Source organism: Curvibacter sp. CHRR-16 (assembly GCF_018474005.1).
Lineage (GTDB): Bacteria > Pseudomonadota > Gammaproteobacteria > Burkholderiales > Burkholderiaceae_C > Allorhodoferax.
Map to the genome: position 1 here is coordinate 314,637 of NZ_JAHCSH010000004.1, position 21,027 is coordinate 335,663.

The 21,027-nt window shown below is 60.1% G+C and carries 17 protein-coding genes and 2 tRNA genes; 13 read left to right on the forward strand and 6 right to left on the reverse strand.

Features of this window, described 5'->3' with window-relative positions; genetic code table 11:
* The first annotated feature begins 85 nt into the window (after positions 1 to 85).
* Positions 86 to 2,059 (forward strand): beta-galactosidase, encoded by a 1,974-nt coding sequence (locus KIK84_RS11105; RefSeq protein WP_214123160.1) that lies wholly within the window; start codon positions 86 to 88, stop codon positions 2,057 to 2,059.
* Positions 2,060 to 2,089: 30 nt separating this feature from the next.
* Positions 2,090 to 3,115 (forward strand): LacI family DNA-binding transcriptional regulator, encoded by a 1,026-nt coding sequence (locus tag KIK84_RS11110; protein ID WP_214123161.1) that lies wholly within the window; start codon positions 2,090 to 2,092, stop codon positions 3,113 to 3,115.
* A 6-nt stretch (positions 3,116 to 3,121) separates the two neighbouring features.
* Here the strand turns inward: KIK84_RS11110 and KIK84_RS11115 are convergent, their stop codons facing one another.
* A complete protein-coding gene (locus KIK84_RS11115) occupies positions 3,122 to 4,102 on the reverse strand; it encodes a response regulator (RefSeq protein ID WP_214123162.1) in 981 nt (326 codons plus the stop codon).
* Positions 4,086 to 7,502, reverse strand: coding sequence for a hybrid sensor histidine kinase/response regulator (locus tag KIK84_RS11120; RefSeq protein ID WP_214123291.1), 3,417 nt, complete (start codon positions 7,500 to 7,502; stop codon positions 4,086 to 4,088). Before KIK84_RS11120 ends, KIK84_RS11115 begins: the two co-directional genes overlap by 17 nt.
* Positions 7,503 to 7,739: 237 nt before the next feature.
* Here KIK84_RS11120 and KIK84_RS11125 point away from each other — a divergent pair, with 237 nt between their 5' ends.
* The 8 genes from KIK84_RS11125 (at position 7,740) to ureG (ending at position 13,379) form a co-directional block, all read left to right on the forward strand.
* The gene (locus KIK84_RS11125; protein ID WP_214123163.1) at positions 7,740 to 8,042 is read left to right on the forward strand and encodes an urease subunit gamma; all 303 of its coding nucleotides are present in this window, start codon (positions 7,740 to 7,742) and stop codon (positions 8,040 to 8,042) included.
* A gap of 32 nt (positions 8,043 to 8,074) precedes the next feature.
* Positions 8,075 to 8,719: a HupE/UreJ family protein gene (locus tag KIK84_RS11130; protein WP_214123164.1), complete on the forward strand. Its 645-nt coding sequence runs from the start codon at positions 8,075 to 8,077 to the stop codon at positions 8,717 to 8,719.
* Positions 8,720 to 8,729: 10 nt separating this feature from the next.
* Entirely contained in the window at positions 8,730 to 9,035 is a 306-nt protein-coding gene (locus KIK84_RS11135) for an urease subunit beta (RefSeq protein WP_214123165.1), read from the forward strand.
* Positions 9,036 to 9,037: 2 nt separating this feature from the next.
* Positions 9,038 to 10,780 carry an urease subunit alpha gene (ureC, locus tag KIK84_RS11140; protein ID WP_214123166.1) on the forward strand — a complete coding sequence of 581 codons (1,743 nt, stop codon included), beginning with the start codon at positions 9,038 to 9,040 and terminating at the stop codon, positions 10,778 to 10,780.
* Between the two features lie 20 nt (positions 10,781 to 10,800).
* Positions 10,801 to 11,286, forward strand: coding sequence for a GNAT family N-acetyltransferase (locus tag KIK84_RS11145; protein WP_214123167.1), 486 nt, complete (start codon positions 10,801 to 10,803; stop codon positions 11,284 to 11,286).
* A gap of 74 nt (positions 11,287 to 11,360) precedes the next feature.
* Positions 11,361 to 11,996 carry an urease accessory protein UreE gene (gene ureE, locus KIK84_RS11150; RefSeq protein ID WP_214123168.1) on the forward strand — a complete coding sequence of 212 codons (636 nt, stop codon included), beginning with the start codon at positions 11,361 to 11,363 and terminating at the stop codon, positions 11,994 to 11,996.
* A complete protein-coding gene (locus KIK84_RS11155; RefSeq protein ID WP_214123169.1) occupies positions 11,950 to 12,672 on the forward strand; it encodes an urease accessory protein UreF in 723 nt (240 codons plus the stop codon). The genes ureE and KIK84_RS11155 overlap by 47 nt, the downstream gene beginning before the upstream one ends.
* Before the next feature lie 47 nt (positions 12,673 to 12,719).
* Complete coding sequence (gene ureG, locus KIK84_RS11160) at positions 12,720 to 13,379, forward strand: urease accessory protein UreG (RefSeq protein WP_214123170.1); 660 nt, start codon at positions 12,720 to 12,722, stop codon at positions 13,377 to 13,379.
* Positions 13,380 to 13,384: 5 nt separating this feature from the next.
* Here the strand turns inward: ureG and KIK84_RS11165 are convergent, their stop codons facing one another.
* Positions 13,385 to 15,145: a methyl-accepting chemotaxis protein gene (locus KIK84_RS11165; protein ID WP_214123171.1), complete on the reverse strand. Its 1,761-nt coding sequence runs from the start codon at positions 15,143 to 15,145 to the stop codon at positions 13,385 to 13,387.
* A gap of 158 nt (positions 15,146 to 15,303) precedes the next feature.
* Between KIK84_RS11165 and KIK84_RS11170 the strand changes: the two genes are divergently transcribed.
* Positions 15,304 to 15,393: transfer RNA gene (locus KIK84_RS11170), tRNA-Ser, on the forward strand.
* Positions 15,394 to 15,513: 120 nt separating this feature from the next.
* Positions 15,514 to 16,761 carry an MFS transporter gene (locus KIK84_RS11175; RefSeq protein ID WP_214123172.1) on the forward strand — a complete coding sequence of 416 codons (1,248 nt, stop codon included), beginning with the start codon at positions 15,514 to 15,516 and terminating at the stop codon, positions 16,759 to 16,761.
* A gap of 46 nt (positions 16,762 to 16,807) precedes the next feature.
* On the opposite strand, the gene rnr is transcribed toward KIK84_RS11175, so the two are convergent.
* On the reverse strand, positions 16,808 to 19,072 hold the full coding sequence (gene rnr / locus KIK84_RS11180; RefSeq protein ID WP_214123173.1) for a ribonuclease R: 2,265 nt from the start codon (positions 19,070 to 19,072) through the stop codon (positions 16,808 to 16,810).
* A 47-nt stretch (positions 19,073 to 19,119) separates the two neighbouring features.
* Here rnr and KIK84_RS11185 point away from each other — a divergent pair.
* Positions 19,120 to 19,204, forward strand: a tRNA-Leu gene (locus tag KIK84_RS11185).
* 86 nt (positions 19,205 to 19,290) lie between these two features.
* On the opposite strand, the gene KIK84_RS11190 is transcribed toward KIK84_RS11185, so the two are convergent.
* Together KIK84_RS11190 and hemW are read right to left on the reverse strand one after the other, a co-directional pair.
* Entirely contained in the window at positions 19,291 to 19,788 is a 498-nt protein-coding gene (locus KIK84_RS11190; RefSeq protein ID WP_214123174.1) for a CBS domain-containing protein, read from the reverse strand.
* Positions 19,789 to 19,820: 32 nt separating this feature from the next.
* The gene (hemW, locus tag KIK84_RS11195) at positions 19,821 to 21,020 is read right to left on the reverse strand and encodes a radical SAM family heme chaperone HemW (protein WP_214123175.1); all 1,200 of its coding nucleotides are present in this window, start codon (positions 21,018 to 21,020) and stop codon (positions 19,821 to 19,823) included.
* Positions 21,021 to 21,027: the final 7 nt, after the last annotated feature.

Genomic DNA, 21,027 nt, shown 5'->3' on the forward strand with positions numbered 1-21,027 from the left:
CATTGACAGTTTTTCGGGCTTCTGTTTGAATCAAAGGTTAATCCTTTAACCAACACCAATCTATTACAAACGGAGACGCGAACCAATGAAACTGGGCGTTTGCTACTACCCTGAACAATGGCCAGAAGACTACTGGCATCAGGACGCTCAAGACATGGCCCATTTGGGTATCCAAGTAGTCCGCATTGCGGAATTTGCTTGGTCCCGCATGGAACCATCCGAAGGTCTTTACCAATGGGAATGGCTGGACAAAGCCATCCACATTTTGGCCGAAGCAGGCCTACAAGTTGTGCTGGGCACACCAACAGCCGCCCCACCCCGCTGGCTGGTGGACAAAGATCCCAGCGTATTGCCCATGGACGCTTATGGTCGGCGCAAAGGTTTTGGCGCCCGGCGCCACTGCGACCTGTCCAACGCCTCCTACCGCAACGCCAGTGCCGCCATCGTGCAGGCCATGGCGCAACGCTATGGCAAGCATCCGGCCGTGATCGCTTGGCAAACCGACAATGAATACGGTTGCCACGACACCCTAACCTCCTATTCGCCCGATGCGCTGCGCCGCTTTCGACTGTGGTTAAAAGAACGTTATAAAACCATAGAAACCCTCAACACCGCGTGGGGCAATGTGTTTTGGAGCATGGAAGTGGGCAGCTTTGAGCAGGTTGAACTGCCCATCACACTGGCTGCGCCCGCCAACCCCATCCACAGCTTGGACTTCAAACGCTTTGTATCGGACGAAGTGTGCAGCTTCAACCGCATGCAAACCGAGATACTGCGGACGCACTCCCCCGGGCGCGATGTGCTGCACAACTTCATGGGTTTTTACGGCGAGTTTGACCACCACCGCATGGCGCAGGACTTGGACATTGCCACTTGGGACAGCTATCCACTGGGCCACACCGAAACAGTGCCATTCATCACCGAAGCAGATCGGCAACGCTGGTCGCGCACTGGTCACCCCGACCTGTCGGCCTACCACCACGACCTGATGCGCGGCTTGGGCCAAGGCCGTTGGTGGATCATGGAGCAACAGGCTGGGCCGGTGAACTGGGCGCAGTGGAACCCAATTCCCATTCCCGGCATGGTGCGCGCTTGGACACTGGAAGCCTGGGCCCATGGGGCTGAAGTGGTGTCTTACTTCCGCTGGCGCCAGCTGCCCTATGCGCAAGAGCAAATGCATTCGGGCCTGCACCTGCCCAACCGCCAACTGGACCAAGGCGGCCTAGAAGCGCGCCAAGTGGCCCAAGAACTGGCGCAACTGCCTCCAACGCGCAGCAACCCAGCCCCTGTAGCCTTGGTGTTGGACTACGAAAGCCTGTGGATCTACCAAATCCAACCCCAAGGGGCTGATTTTCACTACCAAGAACTGGTCTTTCAGTACTACAGCACCTTGCGCCAACTGGGCTTGGATATCGACATCGTATCCCCCGATGCCACGCTGGAAAATTACGCTGCAGTTATCGTCCCCAGCATCGCCCGCATCAGCCCCGCACTGGCCGACAAACTGGCACAGCATCCGGGCCATGTGCTGCTGGGGCCGCGCAGCGGTAGCAAGACAGAGCACTTTGGCATACCTGCTGAACTGCCACCGGGCCCACTGCAAGTTCACCTGCCCATTCAGGTGTTGCGCGTGGACAGTCTGCGCCCCCACACCACACTCGCAGTGCAGCAAGGTCAGCACACCATTGGGCACGCCAGCCGCTGGCGCGATGTGGTGCAACCCCTGCCACAAGCCAATACCAGTGGCCTGCAAGTGCACGCCCACTTTGCCGACGGCCTGCCAGCACACGTACAGCACGGGCGCTTGCACTACCTAGCCGCTTGGTTGGGTGAAGGCTTGCCAAGCGTTTTGCAGACGGTGCTGCATGCTGCCGGAGTGAGCACACAAGCACTGACCGGAGGTTTGCGCTTGCGCAGCCACGGACAGCTGCGCATGGCCATCAACTACGGCCCCGACGCTGCTGCCGTACCAGTGCCACCGGGCACCCCGCTGCTGCTGGGACAGGCGGTGCTGCAGGCAGGGGAAGTGGCCATATGGGACACTGCGGCAGGGATGTAACAATCCACCGCAAAACACAACATTCTCACCATGGTCACCATTGCGCAAATAGCCGAACAAACCGGGGTAAGCGTTGCCACCGTCTCCAACGTGATGCGAGACCGCGGCAAGGTAGGCAAGGAAACCCGCGAACGCATCTTGGCCTTGGCCAAAGAACTGGGTTACCGCCCCAACCTGAACGCCCGCGCCTTGGTGCAAGGGCGGGCACAAACCATTGCGCTGGTGGCCTCGAGCATTGCCAACCCCTTCTATCCCGAGTTCGCGCAAGCAGTGGAAACAGCCGTGCGCAAGCTGGGCTATTTCCTCATCGTCTGCAACACCAATGACGACCCGGAGCAGGAAAAAGCCTACTTGGATGCCGTCAGCGGATCGCTGGCCCACGGCATCTTGGTCATGAACGCCGACTTCGTGCAGATAGACGCCTTGCTGGACATGCACAACCGCGGCATACCCGTGGTGCTGTGCATGTGGGAACGCCCGCAAGAGCCACCTGCATTGCCCTGCGTGGCGGTGGACTTCTACCAGGCGGGAGCCTGCGCCGCAGAACACCTGCTCAAGCTGGGGCACAAGCAAATTGGTGCCATCGTGGGCAGCTTGCCCACGGGCAACCACATTTGGCGTTATCGAGGATTCAAAGAAACGCTGGAAAAAGCTGGCTTGCAGGTGGATGAAGCACGCCAAGTGCGCTTTGGCCACGACAGCATTGACGCTGGCCGCAATGCCGCCCACGGTCTGCTGGCAGGCAACCCGGCGCTGACCGCGATTTTTGCCACCAACGACCTGCCTGCTGTGGGTGTGCTGCAAGCCGCTGCCGACTTGGGCCTGCAAGTGCCCTACGAACTGTCGGTGGTGGGGGTCACCGACATCCAACTGGCGCACCAAATGCGCCCTGCCCTGACGACCGTGGCTGTACCTACCCAAGAAGCCGCCGACATGGCCGTGGCCATTTTGATGGAAGAAATCCAGCAAGCCCAAGGCCAACCAGCCATGCGCATCACCGCAGCACCCCAACTGGTGGTGCGCGGCTCCACCACCCGCGCACGCGCCAGCCAGTAAGCCGCGTCAGCCCTCGAACTGCGGGTGCAGTTGGCGGATCTTGGCCATGGCCATGCCAGCGGCGGCGGTGCGGGTTTCCACGCCCAGCTTCACAAAGACACGCTCCAGGTGTTTTTTCACCGTCATGGGACTTGAGCCCAAGATGTCGCCAATGTCTTTATTGGTCTTGCCTTTGACCACCCAGTACAGCACCTCGGCTTCGCGGGCGGTGAGTTTGAAAGCCAAGCTCATGGAGCCAATCACCGCCTCGTCCGACACTTCGCGCATTACCACCAGCCAGTCGCCCCCGGCATCGCTGTCACCAATTTGCTGGTGTAAGCGGCAAATCAGGCGGGCAGCCCCCCGCTCCAGCACCAGCTTGGCAGGCTCCAAACCGTCGGCCACCTGCTGCAGGCACTGAGCCAACCACTGTTGCAGCTCGACAGGGGTATGCGGGGCCTCGGTACCGCAGTGGCGCAGCAACAGCTCCCGCGCCAGCGGGGTTTGCCACAAGAGCGCCCCATCGCTGGCACGCACCGTCATGCTGGCATAGCCAAAGGCATCCAAGGCATGGCGGGCTTGGCGGCGCTCGCGTGCACCCTGCAAATGCACCTGCATGCGGGCCAGTACCTCTTTGGGCTTGATGGGCTTGGTCACATAGTCCACCCCACCAGCTTCCAGCGCTGCCACCAGGTATTCGGTCTCGGTCAATCCGGTCATGAAGATGATGGGAATGTGCGCCAAACTCGCCTGCCCCTTCATGGCCCGTGCCACGGCAAAGCCGTCCATGCCGGGCATCATGGCGTCCAGCAGCACCACATCGGGCTCGGCCTGCAGGGCGCGGGCCAAAGCGGACTCACCCGAGGTGGCCACCAACACGGTGTAACCCGACTCCTCCAGTGCATCGTGCAGCACAGCCACGTTGTCGGGCACATCGTCCACGATGAGCACCACATCGCTACTGGCGCGGTTCAGGGTTTTGTCCACACGCTCACGGTGGGCTTGCATGGTCTGTCTCCATCTCGTTCAGGTAGGCCAACAGCGCATCGAATTGGTACTGCTGCGCCAAGGTGCGTGTGTGTTCCAGCACGGCCAGAGACACTCCCACCGGTGTTTGAGCCTGCAGGGCATCGAGTGCATTGACCACGCCGCGGTAGTAGCCCAGTTCGGCCGCTTGGCGCACCTCGCTCCAGTCCAACGCAGCGGGTAAGGGCAAGGCTTGTGGCGCTGCGGGCAAAGGCGCTGCCTGCTCAGGCAGCCCCCACTCTAGCTGCAGCTTACGGCCCAGCCAGTCGAGCAGCTCACTGTGGCGCACGGGTTTGACGATAAAGTCTTCCGGCGGCAGGCCCAAACCGTTGTCCAACCCCCGGTCAAAGGCGTTGGCCGACACAATGGCCACCGCCATGCTGGCCGTACCGGGCATGGCGCGCACACGGCGCAGGGTTTCCCAGCCATCAATGCCAGGCATGGCCAAGTCCAGCAACAAGGCGTCGGGGCGCAGTCCGGCACTGAGCAAATCCAGGCAATCGAAGCCGCTGGCCGCGGTGCGCACCTCAAAGCCCAGTGGCTGCAAGAGGCTCACCAGCAGCTCGCGGTCGGCCTCCTCGTTGTCCACCACCAACAACTTGCGGCGTGGCCCAGCGTAACCGTGGCGCACCTGCTGCGGCACCGGCAGGCGCAGCGCATCGGGCACGTCGCGCAGTTCGGGCAAGAAAAGGCGCACCTCGAATACCGAGCCCTGCCCCACGGTGCTGCTGGCACGCAGTTCACCGCCCATGAGGTCGGTCAGCATTTTGGCAATGGTCAGCCCCAAGCCCGAGCCACTGGCCTGCCCAGCCGAGGTGCTGCCCCGGGCGAAGGGTTCAAAAATGCTGGCTAGCTCCTGCGCAGTCATGCCCGGGCCCGTGTCAACGATGTCGATTTGTGCCATTTGCCGCGCATAGCGCAAGCGCAGTGTGACCGCACCGCGCTGGGTGAACTTGACGGCATTGCCCAGCAGGTTGAGCACGATTTGCCGCACCCGCCGCGCATCGGCCCGCACCCACTGCGGCACATGGCCCAGCACCTCGAACTCAAAGCGCAAGCCCTTGCCCTGCGCTTGCAACTCCACCATGGAGGCAATCTCTTGCATATCGTGCGCAAACTGCATGGGCTGCACGTCCAGCGTGAGCTTGCCATTTTCGATCCGCGCCATGTCCAACGTGTTGTCTATGAGTGAGAGCAAGTGCTCGCCCCCGCGCTTGATGACGCTGATGGCCTGGCGGCGGTGCGGCGGTATGGCCGCATCCTCGCCCATGAGCTGGGCATAGCCCAAGATGCTGTTGAGCGGCGTGCGCAGTTCGTGGCTGATGGCGCTGATGTAGCGGCTCTTGGCGTGGTTGGCCGCCTCGGCTGCTTGCTGGGCTTGCTCGGCTTGGCGCTTGGCCGCTTGCAAGGCTTGGTCGGTGCGGCGGTGCAGCGCAATTTCGCGCACCAGCAGGTGGGTTTGGCGGTTGGACTCTTCTTGCGCCACCTTGCGGCTTTTGTGCGCCAACACCAACCACCACGCCACGATACCCAAGAACAGCAGCAGCGCCGCAAACACCTTGCTAAACCCCGACCACAGCGCCTCGCGCAGCGTGGTTTGCATGTCAGGGTAATCGCGCAGGCCATCCAATTCCTGCGCGTAAAACACGCCAAACACGGTAAAGAGCAGTGGCGCGATCACCGCCATCAAGAGCACAAAATGGCCCAGCCCGTTGTCTATGAGCGGCCAGACCCGGCGCGGCAACAACCAGCGCAGCGTGGCCGACCACTGGGCCGACAAGCTGGCGTGGGGTTTGCACATGTCGCCACAGCGGGCATCGAGCGTGCAGCACAGCGAGCAAATAGACCCTTGGTAAGCCGGGCAATGCGCCATATCGGGCGCTTCGTATTCGCGCTCGCAAATGACGCAGCGCTGTAGTTGGGGCGCGCTGTGGGCCATCGCTGCCAGTGGTCCGCTGTGCTGGCGCGGTGCAGGGGCAAACTTCCAGTCGGGCTTGCGGGCCAAGTAGTAGCGCCCCTTGGTAGCCCACGCAATGAGCGGCGCTGCCAGCAAGGCCGTCAGCATGGCCACCACCGCCGAGAAAGCCTGCGCCACCACGCCAAACAAACCCAAATACGCCAAGATAGACGTGCCCGAAGCCAGCACCATGGCCCCCACGCCCACCGGGTTGATGTCGTACAAATGCGCGCGCTTGAACTCAATGCCCCGTGGCGACAAGCCCAGCGGTTTGTTGATGACCAAATCGGCCACCACCGCCATGATCCAAGCAATGGCGATGTTGGAATACAAGCCCAGCACCTTGCCCAAGGCGTGGAACACATTCATCTCCATGAGCATGAAAGCAATCAGGCAGTTGAACACCACCCACACCACCCGTCCTGGGTGGCTGTGCGTCAGGCGTGAGAAAAAATTGCTCCACGCCAGCGACCCGGCGTAGGCGTTGGTCACATTGATCTTGAGCTGTGACACCACCACAAACAGCGCCGTGGCCGCCACCGCCCACCCCAAATGGGGAAAGACGTATTCATACGCCGCCAAGTACATTTGGTTGGGATCCACCGCCCGGTCTGCCGGCACGCTGCGCTGCAGCGCCAGCCACGCCAGCAGGGCACCACCCAGCATCTTGACCACTCCCACCAGCACCCAGCCCGGCCCGCCCACCAGCACCGCTGCCCACCATTGGCGGCGGTTGGCCTCTGTGCGGGCAGGCATGAAGCGCAGGTAGTCGGCCTGCTCACCCATTTGGGTGATCAAGGCCACCCCCACCGTCAGTGCCGCACCAAAAAGCACCCAATTGAAGCCTGCATCAGCCGCCGATTCACCAACATAGTGCGATATGCCTGCAAACGCACCAGGATCGCGCGTCAGCACAAACACAAAGGGCACCAGCAGCATGATGAGCCACAGCGGCTGCGTCCACATTTGCAGGCGGCTGATGGTAGACACCCCGTGCGTGACCAGCGGAATGACCACCACGGCGCACAACAAGTAGCCCCACGAGGGCGGTATATCCAGCGCCAGCTCCAGCGCGTAGGCCATGACCGCCGCCTCCAGCGCAAAGAAGATGAAGGTGAACGAGGCATAAATGAGCGAGGTGATGGTCGAGCCGATGTAACCAAACCCAGCTCCGCGGGTGAGCAAATCCATGTCCACCCCGTAGCGGGCGGCGTAGACGCTGATGGGCCAGCCAGCCAGAAAAATCAGCACCCCAGTCGCCAAAATGGCCCACAAGGCATTGAGGAACCCGTACTGCACCAAGAGTGTGCCGCCCACCGCCTCCAAGATAAGAAACGAGGCCGCGCCAAAAGCCGTGTTGGCCACGCGAAACGGCGACCAGCGCCGAAAACGCTGCGGGGTAAAGCGCAGCGCATAGTCTTCCATGGTCTCGCGCGCGACCCAATTGTTGTAGTCGCGGCGCACCTTCACCACGCGCTGGGCGGGGGCGGTATTCAGGTCGGGGTCAGTCACCCCCCAAGGGGTGCAGATTCCATGCCACGACAAGCCTTGGCAGCACTGCCAAGCAGCCCATCACGTGCGAACTGCGCCTTTTGGCGTACAGCCACCCCCTAGGAGCGCCCACGCCCCACAACAGGGCACAACACTTGCTAAGCAGCGGGCATGGAACTCACACCCCGCGAAAAAGACAAGCTGCTCATCTTCACCGCTGCCTTGTTGGCAGAGCGCCGCAAGGCGCGTGGGCTCAAACTCAACTACCCCGAGGCCATTGCCCTCATCACCGCCGCTGTGATGGAAGGTGCCCGCGATGGCAAAACCGTGGCCCAGCTCATGAGTGAAGGACGCACCGTGCTGACCCGCGACGACGTGATGGAGGGCGTGCCCGAGATGATTCCCGACATCCAAGTGGAAGCCACTTTCCCCGACGGCACCAAGCTCGTCACCGTGCACCAGCCCATTGTTTAACGACCGCCAACCCCACTGCCCCAACACCGCCTATGTCCTGCACACCCACCCCCTCATCAACCGCAACCCGCACCGTTCACCGGCTGCAAATTGCTAGCATTTTTATAGCGCTTTCAGCTTTATCCATGGGCGCTAGCGCCCATACTGGCCATGGAACCCACAGCCTGATGGAAGGTTTGGCACACCCCTTTGGCCCCGATCACCTGCTGGCCATGCTGGCCGTGGGTGTGTGGTCGGTCAGCGCCCTGCCAGCCAACAAGGCTTGGCAGGGGCCTGCCACCTTCCTGCTGGCCTTGGTGCTGAGCGCCATCGTGGGAGCCAGTGGGCTTACCGTGCCGTTCTTGGAACATGCCATTGCGCTGTCGGTGTCCTTGTTCGGGCTGATGCTCATGGTGGCCGCCAAACCATTGGCTTTGCCCATGCCCACAGCGTTCGGTTTGGGCTTGGTGGCAGTAGCGGCATCCTTGCATGGCTTGGCGCACGGTGCCGAAACACCTGCGAGCGGTTTTGCTGGCTACGCCGCTGGCTTTGTGCTCACCACCGCCTTGCTGCATGCGGGCGGCGTGCTTGCGGGCTTGGGGCTGCGCCGCTGGCTGGCCGAGCGCAGCACCCCGGTGCTGGCGGCCTTGGGCGGCGGGCTCGGACTTGCTGGTATGTATTTGTTCAGCCAACTGTAAGGCCGCACCCATGATCCCCGGCGAACTCCTTCTTGACGACGGCGAACACCCGCTCAACCCCGGCCGCCCCACCCTCAGCATGGTGGTGCACAACACGTCCGACCGCCCCATCCAGGTCGGCTCGCACTACCACTTTGCCGAGACCAATGCGGCGCTGGACTTTGACCGCACCGCCACCCGTGGCATGCGGCTGAACATCCCATCGGGCTCTGCTGTGCGTTTTGAGCCCGGCCAGCAACGCACCGTGGAACTGGTGCCACTGGCGGGCGACCGCATCGTGTACGGCTTTCGCGGTTTAGTGCAAGGAAAACTCTGACCATGGCAACTATCGGACGCCGCGCCTACGCGGAAATATTTGGCCCCACCGTGGGTGACCGGGTGCGCTTGGCCGACACCAACCTGCTCATTGAGGTGGAAAAAGACTACACCTTGGCCGCTGGTGGTTACGGCGAAGAAGTGAAGTTTGGCGGAGGCAAAACCATCCGCGACGGCATGGCGCAAAGCCAGCGCACGCGCGACGGGACTGGGACTGGCCCCTCCGGTGGCGGCGCTGTGGACACGGTGCTGACCAACGCGCTCATCCTCGACCACTGGGGCATCGTCAAGGCGGACATCGGCCTGAAAAACGGGCGCATCGCGGCCATCGGCAAAGCAGGCAACCCCGACACGCAACCGGGCGTGGACATCATCATCGGCCCGGGTACCGAAATCATCAGCTGCGAGGGCAACATCGTCACTGCGGGCGGCATTGACAGCCACATCCACTTCATCTGCCCGCAGCAGATCGAAGAAGCCCTGACCAGCGGCGTGACCACCATGCTGGGCGGCGGCACGGGCCCGGCCACGGGCACCTTCGCCACCACCTGCACGCCGGGGCCGTGGAATATGGAGCGCATGCTGCAAGCAGCCGACGCCTTCCCCATGAATCTGGGTTTTTTGGGCAAGGGCAACGCCAGCCTGCCAGAGCCGCTGCGCGAGCAGATCAACGCCGGGGCTATTGGCCTCAAACTGCACGAAGACTGGGGCACGACGCCCAGCGCCATCAGCAACTGCTTGGACGTGGCCGACGAGACCGACACGCAAGTGGCCATCCACTCGGACACGCTCAACGAGTCCGGCTTTGTGGAGAACACCATTGCGGCCACCAAAGAGCGCGGCATCTGCGCCTTCCACACCGAGGGCGCAGGCGGCGGCCACGCACCGGACATCCTCAAGGTGGTGGGCCAGGCCAACTTTTTGCCCAGCTCCACCAACCCCACCATGCCCTACACACGCAACACGCTGGACGAGCACGTGGACATGCTCATGGTGTGCCACCACCTGGACGCAGGCATTGCCGAGGACTTGGCCTTTGCCGAAAGCCGCATCCGCAAGGAAACCATTGCGGCCGAGGACATCCTGCACGACATGGGCGCGATCTCCATGATGAGCAGCGACAGCCAAGCCATGGGCCGTGTGGGCGAGGTCATCATCCGCACCTGGCAAACGGCGGACAAGATGAAGCAGCAGCGCGGCAGCCTAGAGCAAGACAGCAGCCGCAACGACAACTTCCGCGCCAAGCGCTACGTGGCCAAATACACCATCAACCCCGCTATCGCGCACGGCATCAGCCACGAAGTGGGCAGCATCGAGGTGGGTAAATGGGCCGACTTGGTGATCTACAAACCCGCCTTCTTTGGCATCAAGCCCGCGCTCATCCTCAAGGGCGGCTTTATTGCCCACGCCGCCATGGGCGACCCCAACGCCTCCATCCCCACGCCGCAACCCGTGCACTACCGACCCATGTTTGGCAGCTTTGGCGGTGCACTGCACAAGGGATCGTTCACCTTCGTGTCCCAAGCGGCCCAACAAGCTGGGGTGAAAGAGCGCTTTGGCTTGGCCAAAAACGTGTCGGCCGTGAAAAACATCCGGGCCGTGCGCAAACAGCACATGGTGCACAACGCCTACCTGCCCACCATGGAGATTGACGCGCAAACCTACGCCGTGCGCGCCGATGGCCAACTGCTGGTGTGCGAACCGGCGACGAAACTGCCCATGGCGCAGCGCTACTTTTTGTTCTGAGCCTCTTTAGCGCCCCCTGCATGACCACCCTATTCATCCGCCACGACAACCTGAGCGACCCGCGCATCGAAGCCTTCATGCAGGAGCATTTGCGCGACATGTACGCCGCGTCACCCCCCGAGAGCGTGCATGCGCTGGACATGAACAAGCTGCGCCAGCCGGGCATCTTGTTCTACAGCGCATGGGATGCGCTCGATGCCCCTCCTGAGGCCACGCTGCTGGCCACGGGTGCGCTCAAGCTGCTTGATGAAGCTGGTCATGGTGAGATCAAATCCATGCGCACCCACGCCCAGCGCCGGGGCCAAGGACTGGCGGGCCAGATGCTGCTGCACATACTGAACCAGGCCCGTGCACGCGGCTTGCAGCGTGTGAGCCTAGAAACCGGGACGCAAGACTTTTTTGCCCCAGCCCGTCAGCTCTACCTGCGCCACGGCTTTGTACCCTGTGAACCGTTTGCAGACTACCAACCAGACCCGTACAGCGCCTTCTTCACCTTGGCGCTGTGAAAACTGACGCACGAAACTGGCAACACCAACTAGCCGCACAATCGTCGTTTTGAAAACGACTGGCAGATCACCCTATGTTGACCGTATCCAAACTCATTCCCCAAGGCAAAGGCCTTGCCAAAGTGTTACTCGCCCGCGCCGCCACGGTGGAACTGGACTGGGACGTGCGCCAAAAAAGCCGCTTTGACGCCACCGACTCCACAGGCCGCGTGTTGGGCGTGTTTTTGCCCCGTGGCACGGTGGTGCGCGGGGGCGATGTGCTGGTGGCCGAAGACGGTTCCTTTGTCGTGGTGCAAGCAGCCGCCCAAAGCGTGCTGCGCGTGACCCACTGCAGCAACCACGGCACGCCGTTTGACCTGCTGCGCGCGGCTTACCACTTGGGCAACCGCCACGTGCCCATGGAGCTGCACCCCGACCACTTGCACCTCGAACCCGACCACGTGCTGGCCGACATGCTGCGCAGCATGCACCTGATCGTGACCGAGACACAGGCCCCATTCGAGCCCGAAGGCGGTGCGTACGGATCGGCCCACGGCCCCGGTGCGCACAGCCATGGGCATGCGCACCACGGGCATAGCCATGACCACGATCATGCACACGACCATGACCATGACCATGGACATAACCACTCCCACAACCACCAGCACGCAGAGGGACACAACCATGCCCACGGCGATGGCTGTGGCTGCGACCACCACCATGGCCACTGACACGGGTTTGCTGCAACTCATGTGGCTGGCCTCGCCAGCCCTGCCGGTGGGCGGATTTTCGTACTCCGAAGTGCTGGAAGCGGCGGTAGAAGCTGGTTTGGTCAGCAACGAGGGCGAAGCAGCGCTGTGGCTCTTAGACCAACTACAGCTAACCTTGGCCCGCAGCGAGCTGGTGGCGCTGCAACTGTCCATACACGCTTGGCGCAAGCATGATGCAGAGCAGGTGCGCGCCTTGAACCAATGGCTGCTGACCACCCGCGAGAGTGCCGAGCTGCGCCTGCAAAGCGAGCAAATGGGCAAAAGCCTGCTGGACTGGCTGCGCAACCACACCACGGCGGCTCCGGCTGATATTGCCCTGCTTGCCAGCATGGGCACCGTGGGCTACACCAGCGCGTTTGCACTGGCTGCCAGCGCCACGCAAGCGCCGCTGCGTGAATGCCTGCTGGCTTATGCCTTTGGTTGGGCCGAGAACATGATGCAAGCGGCCATCAAATCCGTCCCACTGGGCCAGAGCGCCGGGCAGCGCATCCTGAGCGCGCTGGCCGAGCGCATTCCCACCGCAGTCGATGCGGCACTGGCCCACGAATCCATCCACACCGCCCAGGCATTTGCCCCCATGCTGGCCATTTTGAGTGCCCAGCACGAGGTGCAATATTCCCGGCTTTTTCGCTCCTAGAGCTTATCCAGACTGCTCAAGCAGCTATCACTTTTATAGCAAACACCATGACAGCATTGCACCACATCCCCCACCGCACCAAGACCCTGCCCCCCTTGCGCGTAGGCATTGGCGGGCCTGTTGGCTCTGGCAAAACCACCCTGTTGGAAATGCTCTGCAAAGCCATGCGTGAGCAATACGACTTGGTGGCCATCACCAATGACATTTACACCAAGGAAGACCAGCGCCTGCTGACCCTGAGCGGCGCACTGCCAGCCGAGCGCATCATGGGCGTGGAAACGGGCGGTTGCCCGCACACCGCCATCCGCGAAGACTGCTCTATCAACTTGGAGGCCATTGACCGCATGCTGGGCGAGTTCCCCAATGCCGACATCGTGTTCGTGGAAAGCGGTGGCGACAACTTGGCCGCCACCTTCAGCCCCGAACTGAGCGATTTGACTATTTACGTGATCGACGTGGCGGCGGGCGAGAAAATCCCGCGCAAAGGCGGGCCTGGCATCACCAAGAGCGACCTGTTTGTGATCAACAAAACCGACTTGGCCCCGCACGTGGGTGCCAATTTGGAGGTGATGCGCGCCGACACCCAGCGCATGCGCTCCACCCCCAAAGGACTCAAACCCTTTGCCATGACCAACCTCAAAACCCAGCAGGGCCTGCAGGAGGTGATTTCTTTCATCGAAACCAAAGGCCTGCTGAAAACCGCTTGAAGGGCTTAAAAGGTTTCCCAGTCGTCGTCTGCGGTCGTTGCCTTGGCTGCGGACGACACCGTGCTGTCGCTGCGGGACAGCGCTTTGACCACTACGGGCCTAGCCAGTGCAGGCTTTACCACAGGGCTAGCCAGTTTGGCTGCTGGCGTCACCGATGTGGGCAGCGCTGACTTGACCAGCGGCTTGCTCACGACCATGGATGCAGGTTGCAAAGCCAGATCACCCACTTTGAATACCGATACCACTTCGTTCAAGCGTTGGGCTTGATCACGCAACGAAGAGGCTGCAGCAGCACTTTGTTCTACCAAAGCCGCATTTTGCTGGGTCATCTGATCGAGTTGATTGGTTGCGCTGCTGACCTTGGCAATGCCTTCGCGCTGCTCCATAGCAGAAGAGGAGATTTCGGCCACCAAGTCGCTCACCCGGCGCACGCTGCTGACAATTTCGCCCATAGAGCGGCCCGCTTCTTCTACCAAACCAGAACCTGCTTCAACCGACTCCACAGAGGCGGTAATAAGGGACTTGATCTCTTTGGCTGCATCGGCACTGCGTCCGGCCAAAGAGCGCACCTCGGTAGCTACCACGGCAAAACCACGGCCTTGTTCACCCGCACGTGCAGCTTCCACCGCCGCGTTCAGAGCCAAGATATTGGTCTGAAACGCAATGCCATCGATAACGCTGATGATGTCGCTGATCTTGCGCGAGCTATCGGTAATCTTTTGCATGCTATCGACCACCTGATCCACCACTTGGCCTCCATGCGTAGCAGCCGTAGCTGCAGAGCTGGCCAACTGGTTGGCTTGGTTGGCGGTGTCGGCCGCTTGCGTGACCGAATTGGTGAGCTGCTCCATACGGGACGAGGTTTCTTGCAAGCTGCTAGCAGTTTGCTCGGTGCGCTGCGACAAGTCTTGGTTCCCCAAGGCAATTTCGCTGGATGCGGTGGAAATAGAACCTACCCCTGCGCGTACGTCGGACACTAGCTGGCGCAGGCGATCGGACATCATGCTCAACGCCTGCAGCAAGCGACCCAACTCATCTTGGCGTTGGTTGACCTGTATGCGCATGGACAAATCACCTTTGGCAATGGCTTGGGCCAAGGCCACTGCCTCATCCAATGGCTGCACTACCGACCCGACAATGCGTGAGGACAAGTACAGACCTGTAGCAATCACCAACAATGCCACCACGCTGCCAATCCCCAGTGCGATGTTCAGCTGCTCTTGTTTACTGACACCTAAGGCTACCAAGCGCTCTTTTTGCATATCGATGTATTTATCTTGCTGCGCCAAATAGGTGTCTGCCGCTGGTCGCAGTTTGCTATCGACCAACTTTTTGGCCGAGTCGATGTCTCCAGCCGACCGCAACTGCTGCGCTTGACCAACCAATTCGAGCACCACTTTGCGAGCTTCTCCAATGCGGTCTAACTGCTCCTTGTCTTGGGCGAGCATAGCTTCTTCATTGATTTGCTTCTGGATATCGGTCACCATCGCAGAGGCTGCTTTGCGTGCCTCCAACAAGCGCTTGCTCACATCTTCGTCGGTAACAATCGCCCCGATGATGGCGCGCTCGACACCAAGCTCGGTTAATCCATGCCATTTCATCGCCACCCCGATACGGCGCTCAGCAGCATTGATTTGCTCGGTCGTTTTTTCATCGATATACGCACGGTATTGAATCAGTACCGTCGATAGCAACAACATGACCCCCAACAGACTGATGACAAGCAGCCATAACTTGCGGGCGATAGAAAGTCTCGCAAACAGCATAAGTACAAATGTTAGTTATTGTTAAAAACATTATGCAATGTTATCCATTATCAATGCATACGTTAAGGCGTATTTATCTGCTCTTTTTCAACTCCCCTCCAAAAAGCCCCCTTCAAGCCGTGTTAACACCGCCGATCGGTTTAGAATCGCTGCCTTATGGAAGCTTGGCCGAGCGGTTTAAGGCACCGGTCTTGAAAACCGGCGAGGGTTTATCCCCTCCGTGAGTTCGAATCTCACAGCTTCCGCCAAATACAAAAGCCCTGTGCCTGCGCACAGGGCTTTTTGCTTTGTCAAGTTCACTTTGGCTACGATTGCTACACTGAACATACCCTTTGTTCACGCATCTCTAGCCGCACCGCGGCCTTTCCATGAGTAACTCCACTGCCACCACACCGCTCTCCGCTCTGCTACACCACGCCCCTTTTGTTCGTTACTGGCTAGGCCGCATGGGCGGTGTCACCGCCAACCAAATGCTGATGGTCGCCGTGGCTTGGCATATGTATGACATCACGTCCAGTCCGTGGGATTTGGGTTTGGTCGGTCTATTCCAATTTGTGCCTGCGCTGCTCATGGCATTGCCCGCAGGCCACGTGGCCGATCGTGTTCACCGTGGCCGCATTTTTGCCTGCAGCTTGGCGGCACAAGCCACAGTGGCTGCGGTCATGCTGCTCAGCACACACTACGGCACCGCCACACGCGAACTTATCCTCTTGCTATCTGTCGTGCTCGGCATCGCCCGTGCCTTCCAAATGCCAGCGCAACAGGCCATCTTGCCGTCTTTGGTACCACAAACCCTGCTGCCCCGCGCAATCGCACTCAACGCTTCAGGCATGGAAATCGCCGTGATCAGTGGGCCTGCACTGGGGGGACTGATTTACACCTTGGGCGCGCAGTGGGTCTACACCACCTGCATCGTGCTGCTATCTATTGCCATCACGCTGATTTTGGCAGTGGATTACAGCCACAAACCGCCGCCAGCAGCGCAAGGATGGCAAGGCTTTTTCGCAGGGGTGGCCTTTGTGTGGCGACGCAAAGTGGTCTTGGGCGCAACCACTTTGGACTTGTTTGCTGTGCTCTTAGGCGGAGCTACCGCTTTGCTGCCTATCTATGCCAAAGACATTTTGCACACAGGCCCCATAGGTTTGGGAGTCTTGCGCTCTTCACCCGCCATTGGGGCTTTTTGCATGTCCTTGGCTCTGGCCCGTTGGCCGCTGCATCGCAAGGTTGGAGCAAAACTCCTAAGCGCTGTGGCTATTTTTGGTTTAGCCATTGTGATCTTTGGACTCTCCACCTCTTTCTTCGTTTCCATGCTGGCGCTGATCGTGACCGGAGCCGCAGACTGTGTGAGTGTGGTGGTGCGTGGCAGTTTGGTGCAGCTAGAAACGCCCGATGACATGCGTGGGCGCGTAGCCGCAGTCAACTCCATTTTTATTGGTGCCTCCAACCAACTGGGGGAGTTTGAATCCGGTGCCACCGCCGCCATGTGGGGGCCTGTAACTTCGGTAGTGGCCGGTGGTGTGGGTACCATGCTCATCGCGGCAACTTGGCTCAAGCTTTTCCCTGCATTGGCCCAACGCGACCACATGGAACCACACAAGGAAGCGGCAAAGACCTGACCGGCTATGGCGGCCTAACCCCCTTCCCCGTTTTCCTAGACCAGCGCTATTTACGGCGCTTGGCCTTGCGCACAGCGGTTTTGGCAGCCTTGGCGGCTTTGGCCAAACTGGCCACAGATGTTTTTTTGCGGCTGCTTCGCCCTGTGGGTTCTGCAGCCTCAGCACTGCGGCTGCGCGGTGTCTTGCTGGGCGCAGCCGTCGGCTGGCTGCGGCTGGTTTTGGCTGGCGCTTTGCCTGCAGCACCGGCCTTACTACTGCCTGGAACATAGGCCCCACGCTCTTCGGTTACCAAGCGGAAATCGATACGGCGACCATCCAAATCGACTCGGCTAACCTGCACTTGCACCGCCGTGCCAATGCTGTATCGAATGCCCGTGCGTTCACCGCGCAACTCTTGCCGCGCTTCGTCAAAGCGGAAATATTCGCCCCCCAACTCGGTAATGTGCACCAAGCCTTCCACGTACAAGGAGTCGAGCGTCACAAACAAACCGAAGCTGGTCGCCGCCGTCACCACGCCGTTGAAGACCTCGCCCAAATGCTCGCGCATGAACTGGCACTTGAGCCACGCCTCCACATCGCGGCTGGCCTCATCGGCACGGCGCTCATTGGCACTGCAATGCAAACCCGCAGCCTGCCACGCCATCGACTGGGCTTGCGCTTTTTTTCCACGCACCACTGGTGCATTGGCTGGTGGCTTCATGCGCCGCGTCCATTGTGTCTGCGCAGCCGTAGGCGTGGGCAGCGCAGGCAGTTCGTAAACTTTATCGGCCAAGATAGCCTTGATCACGCGGTGTACCAGCAAATCGGGATAGCGGCGAATGGGGCTAGTGAAGTGCGTGTACCCCTCGTACGCCAAGCCAAAGTGGCCACTGTTGATGGGCGTATAGATGGCTTGCTGCATGGAACGCAGCAACATGGCGTGAATTTGTTTGGCATCGGTGCGCTCTTTGGTCGCATCGGCAATGGCTTGGTATTCACCCGGCTTGGGCTCTTCGCTCAACGAGAACTGCACCCCCATACTGCGCAGGTAGTTGCGCAAAATTTCACGCTTCTCAGGCGTAGGGCCTTCGTGCACACGGTACAAGCCCATGTGCTTGCTTTGCAAAATGAAGTCTGCACTGCACACGTTGGCAGCCAACATGGCCTCTTCGATCACTCGGTGCGCCACATTGCGGGTGCGCGGCACGATTTTTTCGATGCGGCCATTGGCATCGCACACAATTTGCGTTTCGGTCGTATCAAAGTCCACGGCTCCGCGCGCTTGGCGCGCTTTGAGCAATGCTTGGAACACATCGTGCAGGTCTATCAGGTGCGGCACCAAGTCTTGGCGCTTTTGCGCTTCTGGCCCCCGTGTGTTGGACAAAATGGCAGCCACCTCGGTGTAGGTAAAGCGGGCATGGCTCCACATCACTCCAGGGTAGAACTGGTAGGCCATTAACTCACCCTCTTCGCTTATCAGCATGTCGCACACCATGCACAGACGATCCACATTGGGGTTAAGTGAGCACAAGCCGTTGGACAGCTTTTCGGGCAACATGGGAATCACGCGGCGCGGGAAGTAGACGCTGGTGGCGCGGTCATAAGCGTCTATGTCGATGGCTGAGCCGGTTTGCACATAGTGACTGACATCGGCAATAGCCACCAGCAAACGCCACCCATTCTTGGCCGTACGGCCTTTGCCAATGCGGGCGGGTTCGCAGTACACCGCATCGTCAAAATCGCGCGCATCTTCGCCGTCAATCGTCACCAACGGTATATCGGTCAAATCGATACGGCCTTTTTTATCCGAGGCTTGCACTGTCTCGGGCAAGCCTTTGGCCTGTTCCAAACACGCCGAAGAAAACTGGTGCGGCACGCTGTACTTGCGCACAGCAATCTCGATCTCCATGCCTGGATCGTCTACCTCACCGAGCACTTCATGCACACGCCCTATGGGCTGGGCGTACAGCGCTGGTGGCTCCACCAACTGCACCACCACCACTTGCCCGGGGCGGGCATCACCCAGCCCCCCTTTGGGAATGAGCACATCTTGCCCATAGCGTTTGTCTTCAGGAGCCACCAACCAGACGCCACTTTCATGCAGCAAGCGTCCAATAATAGGTTGCTCTGAACGCTCCAATATTTCAAGCACACGCCCTTCGGGGCGGTTCTTACGATCCATGCGCGTCACACGGGCGCGCACCTTGTCTTGGTGCAGTACCGCACGCGCCTCGTTGGGCGCTAGGTACACATCGGCACCTCCGTCCTCACGCACTATGAATGCGTGACCATCCCTATGTCCTTGGATGATGCCTTTGAATTCTTCCAACATTTAAATTCCAATCAAAAAGCCATGCTATACTAGCGTCTTTCCTGAAAGCCCAGGTGGCGGAATTGGTAGACGCACTAGTTTCAGGTACTAGCGCTGCGAGGCGTGGAGGTTCGAGTCCTCTCTTGGGCACCAAAATTGAAAAATCAGTATAGCCTTCAAGCCGTACTGATTTTTTTTCGTCTGCACTTTTTTCGTTATTTTCTTCACCATCGGCTGCATCAAGCCCACCAATCTTGCGTGGGGCCTTGCACCATGGATCGCAGTACATCGCTGCGCGTCACAAAACCCACCACCTTACCTGCCTCACCAACAACGGGCACACCAGACAAACCTGCATCAAGCAGCAAGCGCACGAGTTCACGCACATCACTGTCCACCGTGACCATGGGCGATGGACTGAGCATGCACTCGGTCACAGGTTTGTGCAACGCTGCGCTGCGGTTACCGTGCAGCGCATCGTCTGGCCACAGGATTCGCATCAGCTGCACGCGCCCGACCAATCCCACCAACACCGCCTCGGGGGTGACTACGGGTGCTTGCGCAATGTGGTGGAGCTCCAAGAACTCCCACGCTTGCTGGCATGTGAGCTGATCGTCCAGCAGATGGACTTGGTGGCTCATGATCAACTCCACCCGGCTGGATGGATGTGATGCAGCGCGTTGCGCTGCGGTGGGCTCTTGATACACCTGCCCTGCTTTGCCATACAGAGAGAACATGCCTACCTCCTTGAGGCTAGGCACGCCCAGCCCTAGTCCGAATTGGACAGGAAAAGCCCCTGTAAGTCACTCAAAAAATCGAAGCCTTTATCGGTGGGCCGAATACGCTTCCAATCGCGCTCTATCAAACCTTGGCTTTCGGCTTGCTGCAGCGCACCTTCTAGGCGGGTGAGCGCCAAGCCCGTCCGATCAACGAAATCCTGCACCGCAAAACCCTCGCGCAAGCGCAGCGCGTTGAGCATGAACTCAAAGGCCAAGTCTTCGCGCGCCACCTCATCCTCTTGGGCTACGGCATTGCCAGCTTCAGCCCCCTGCAGATAGCGCATGGGATCGCGCAAACGCACTTGGCGCACCACGCGGTGGGCAAAGCTCAGCTTGCCGTGCGCCCCTGCGCCAATGCCCAGATAGTCGCCAAACTGCCAGTAGTTCAGGTTGTGCTGGCACTGGTGCCCCGCTCTTGCGTAGGCGGACACCTCGTAGCGCTGCAAGCCACTCTGCCCTGTGAGCGCTGTGATGTCGTCCAGCATGTCGTACGCAATATCTTCATCGGGCAACACTGGCGGGAACTTGGCAAAGTAGGTGTTGGGCTCGATGGTGAGGTGATAAACCGACAAATGCGGTGGCGAAAACTGCAAGGCTTGGTTCACATCGGCCTTTAACTGCTCGCGCGTTTGGCCTGGCAATGCGTACATCAGATCGATGTTGAAAGTATCAAACGCCTGCGCAGCTTCTTCCAGTGCAGCCAAAGCCTGAGCCTTGTTGTGCACACGACCCAGCACGCGCAAAAAATCATCGTTGAAACTCTGCACCCCCACTGACAGGCGCGTCACCCCTGCTTGGCGAAAGGCACGAAAACGGTCGCGCTCAAACGTGCCCGGATTGGCTTCGAGCGTGATCTCACAGTCTGGCGCCAGCCGAATGCGGGCACGTACATCGGCCAGCAATTGGTCGAGCAAATGGGGCGAAAGCAGACTGGGCGTACCCCCACCGATAAAGATGGTCTGCACTGTGCGCCCCCACACCATCGGCAAGCTGCTTTCCAGGTCGCGCACCAAGGCCTGCACATAGCGCTGGCCCAAGTCATCGTCCAGCCCGTTGGAGAGTTCGTGCGAATTGAAGTCGCAATACGGGCACTTGCGCAAGCACCACGGTAGGTGAATATAGAGCGACAGCGGTGGCAAGCTGGTGAGCTGCAGCGCCCCAGGGCGCATGTAGTGCTGAATGTCCTGCATGCGCCGC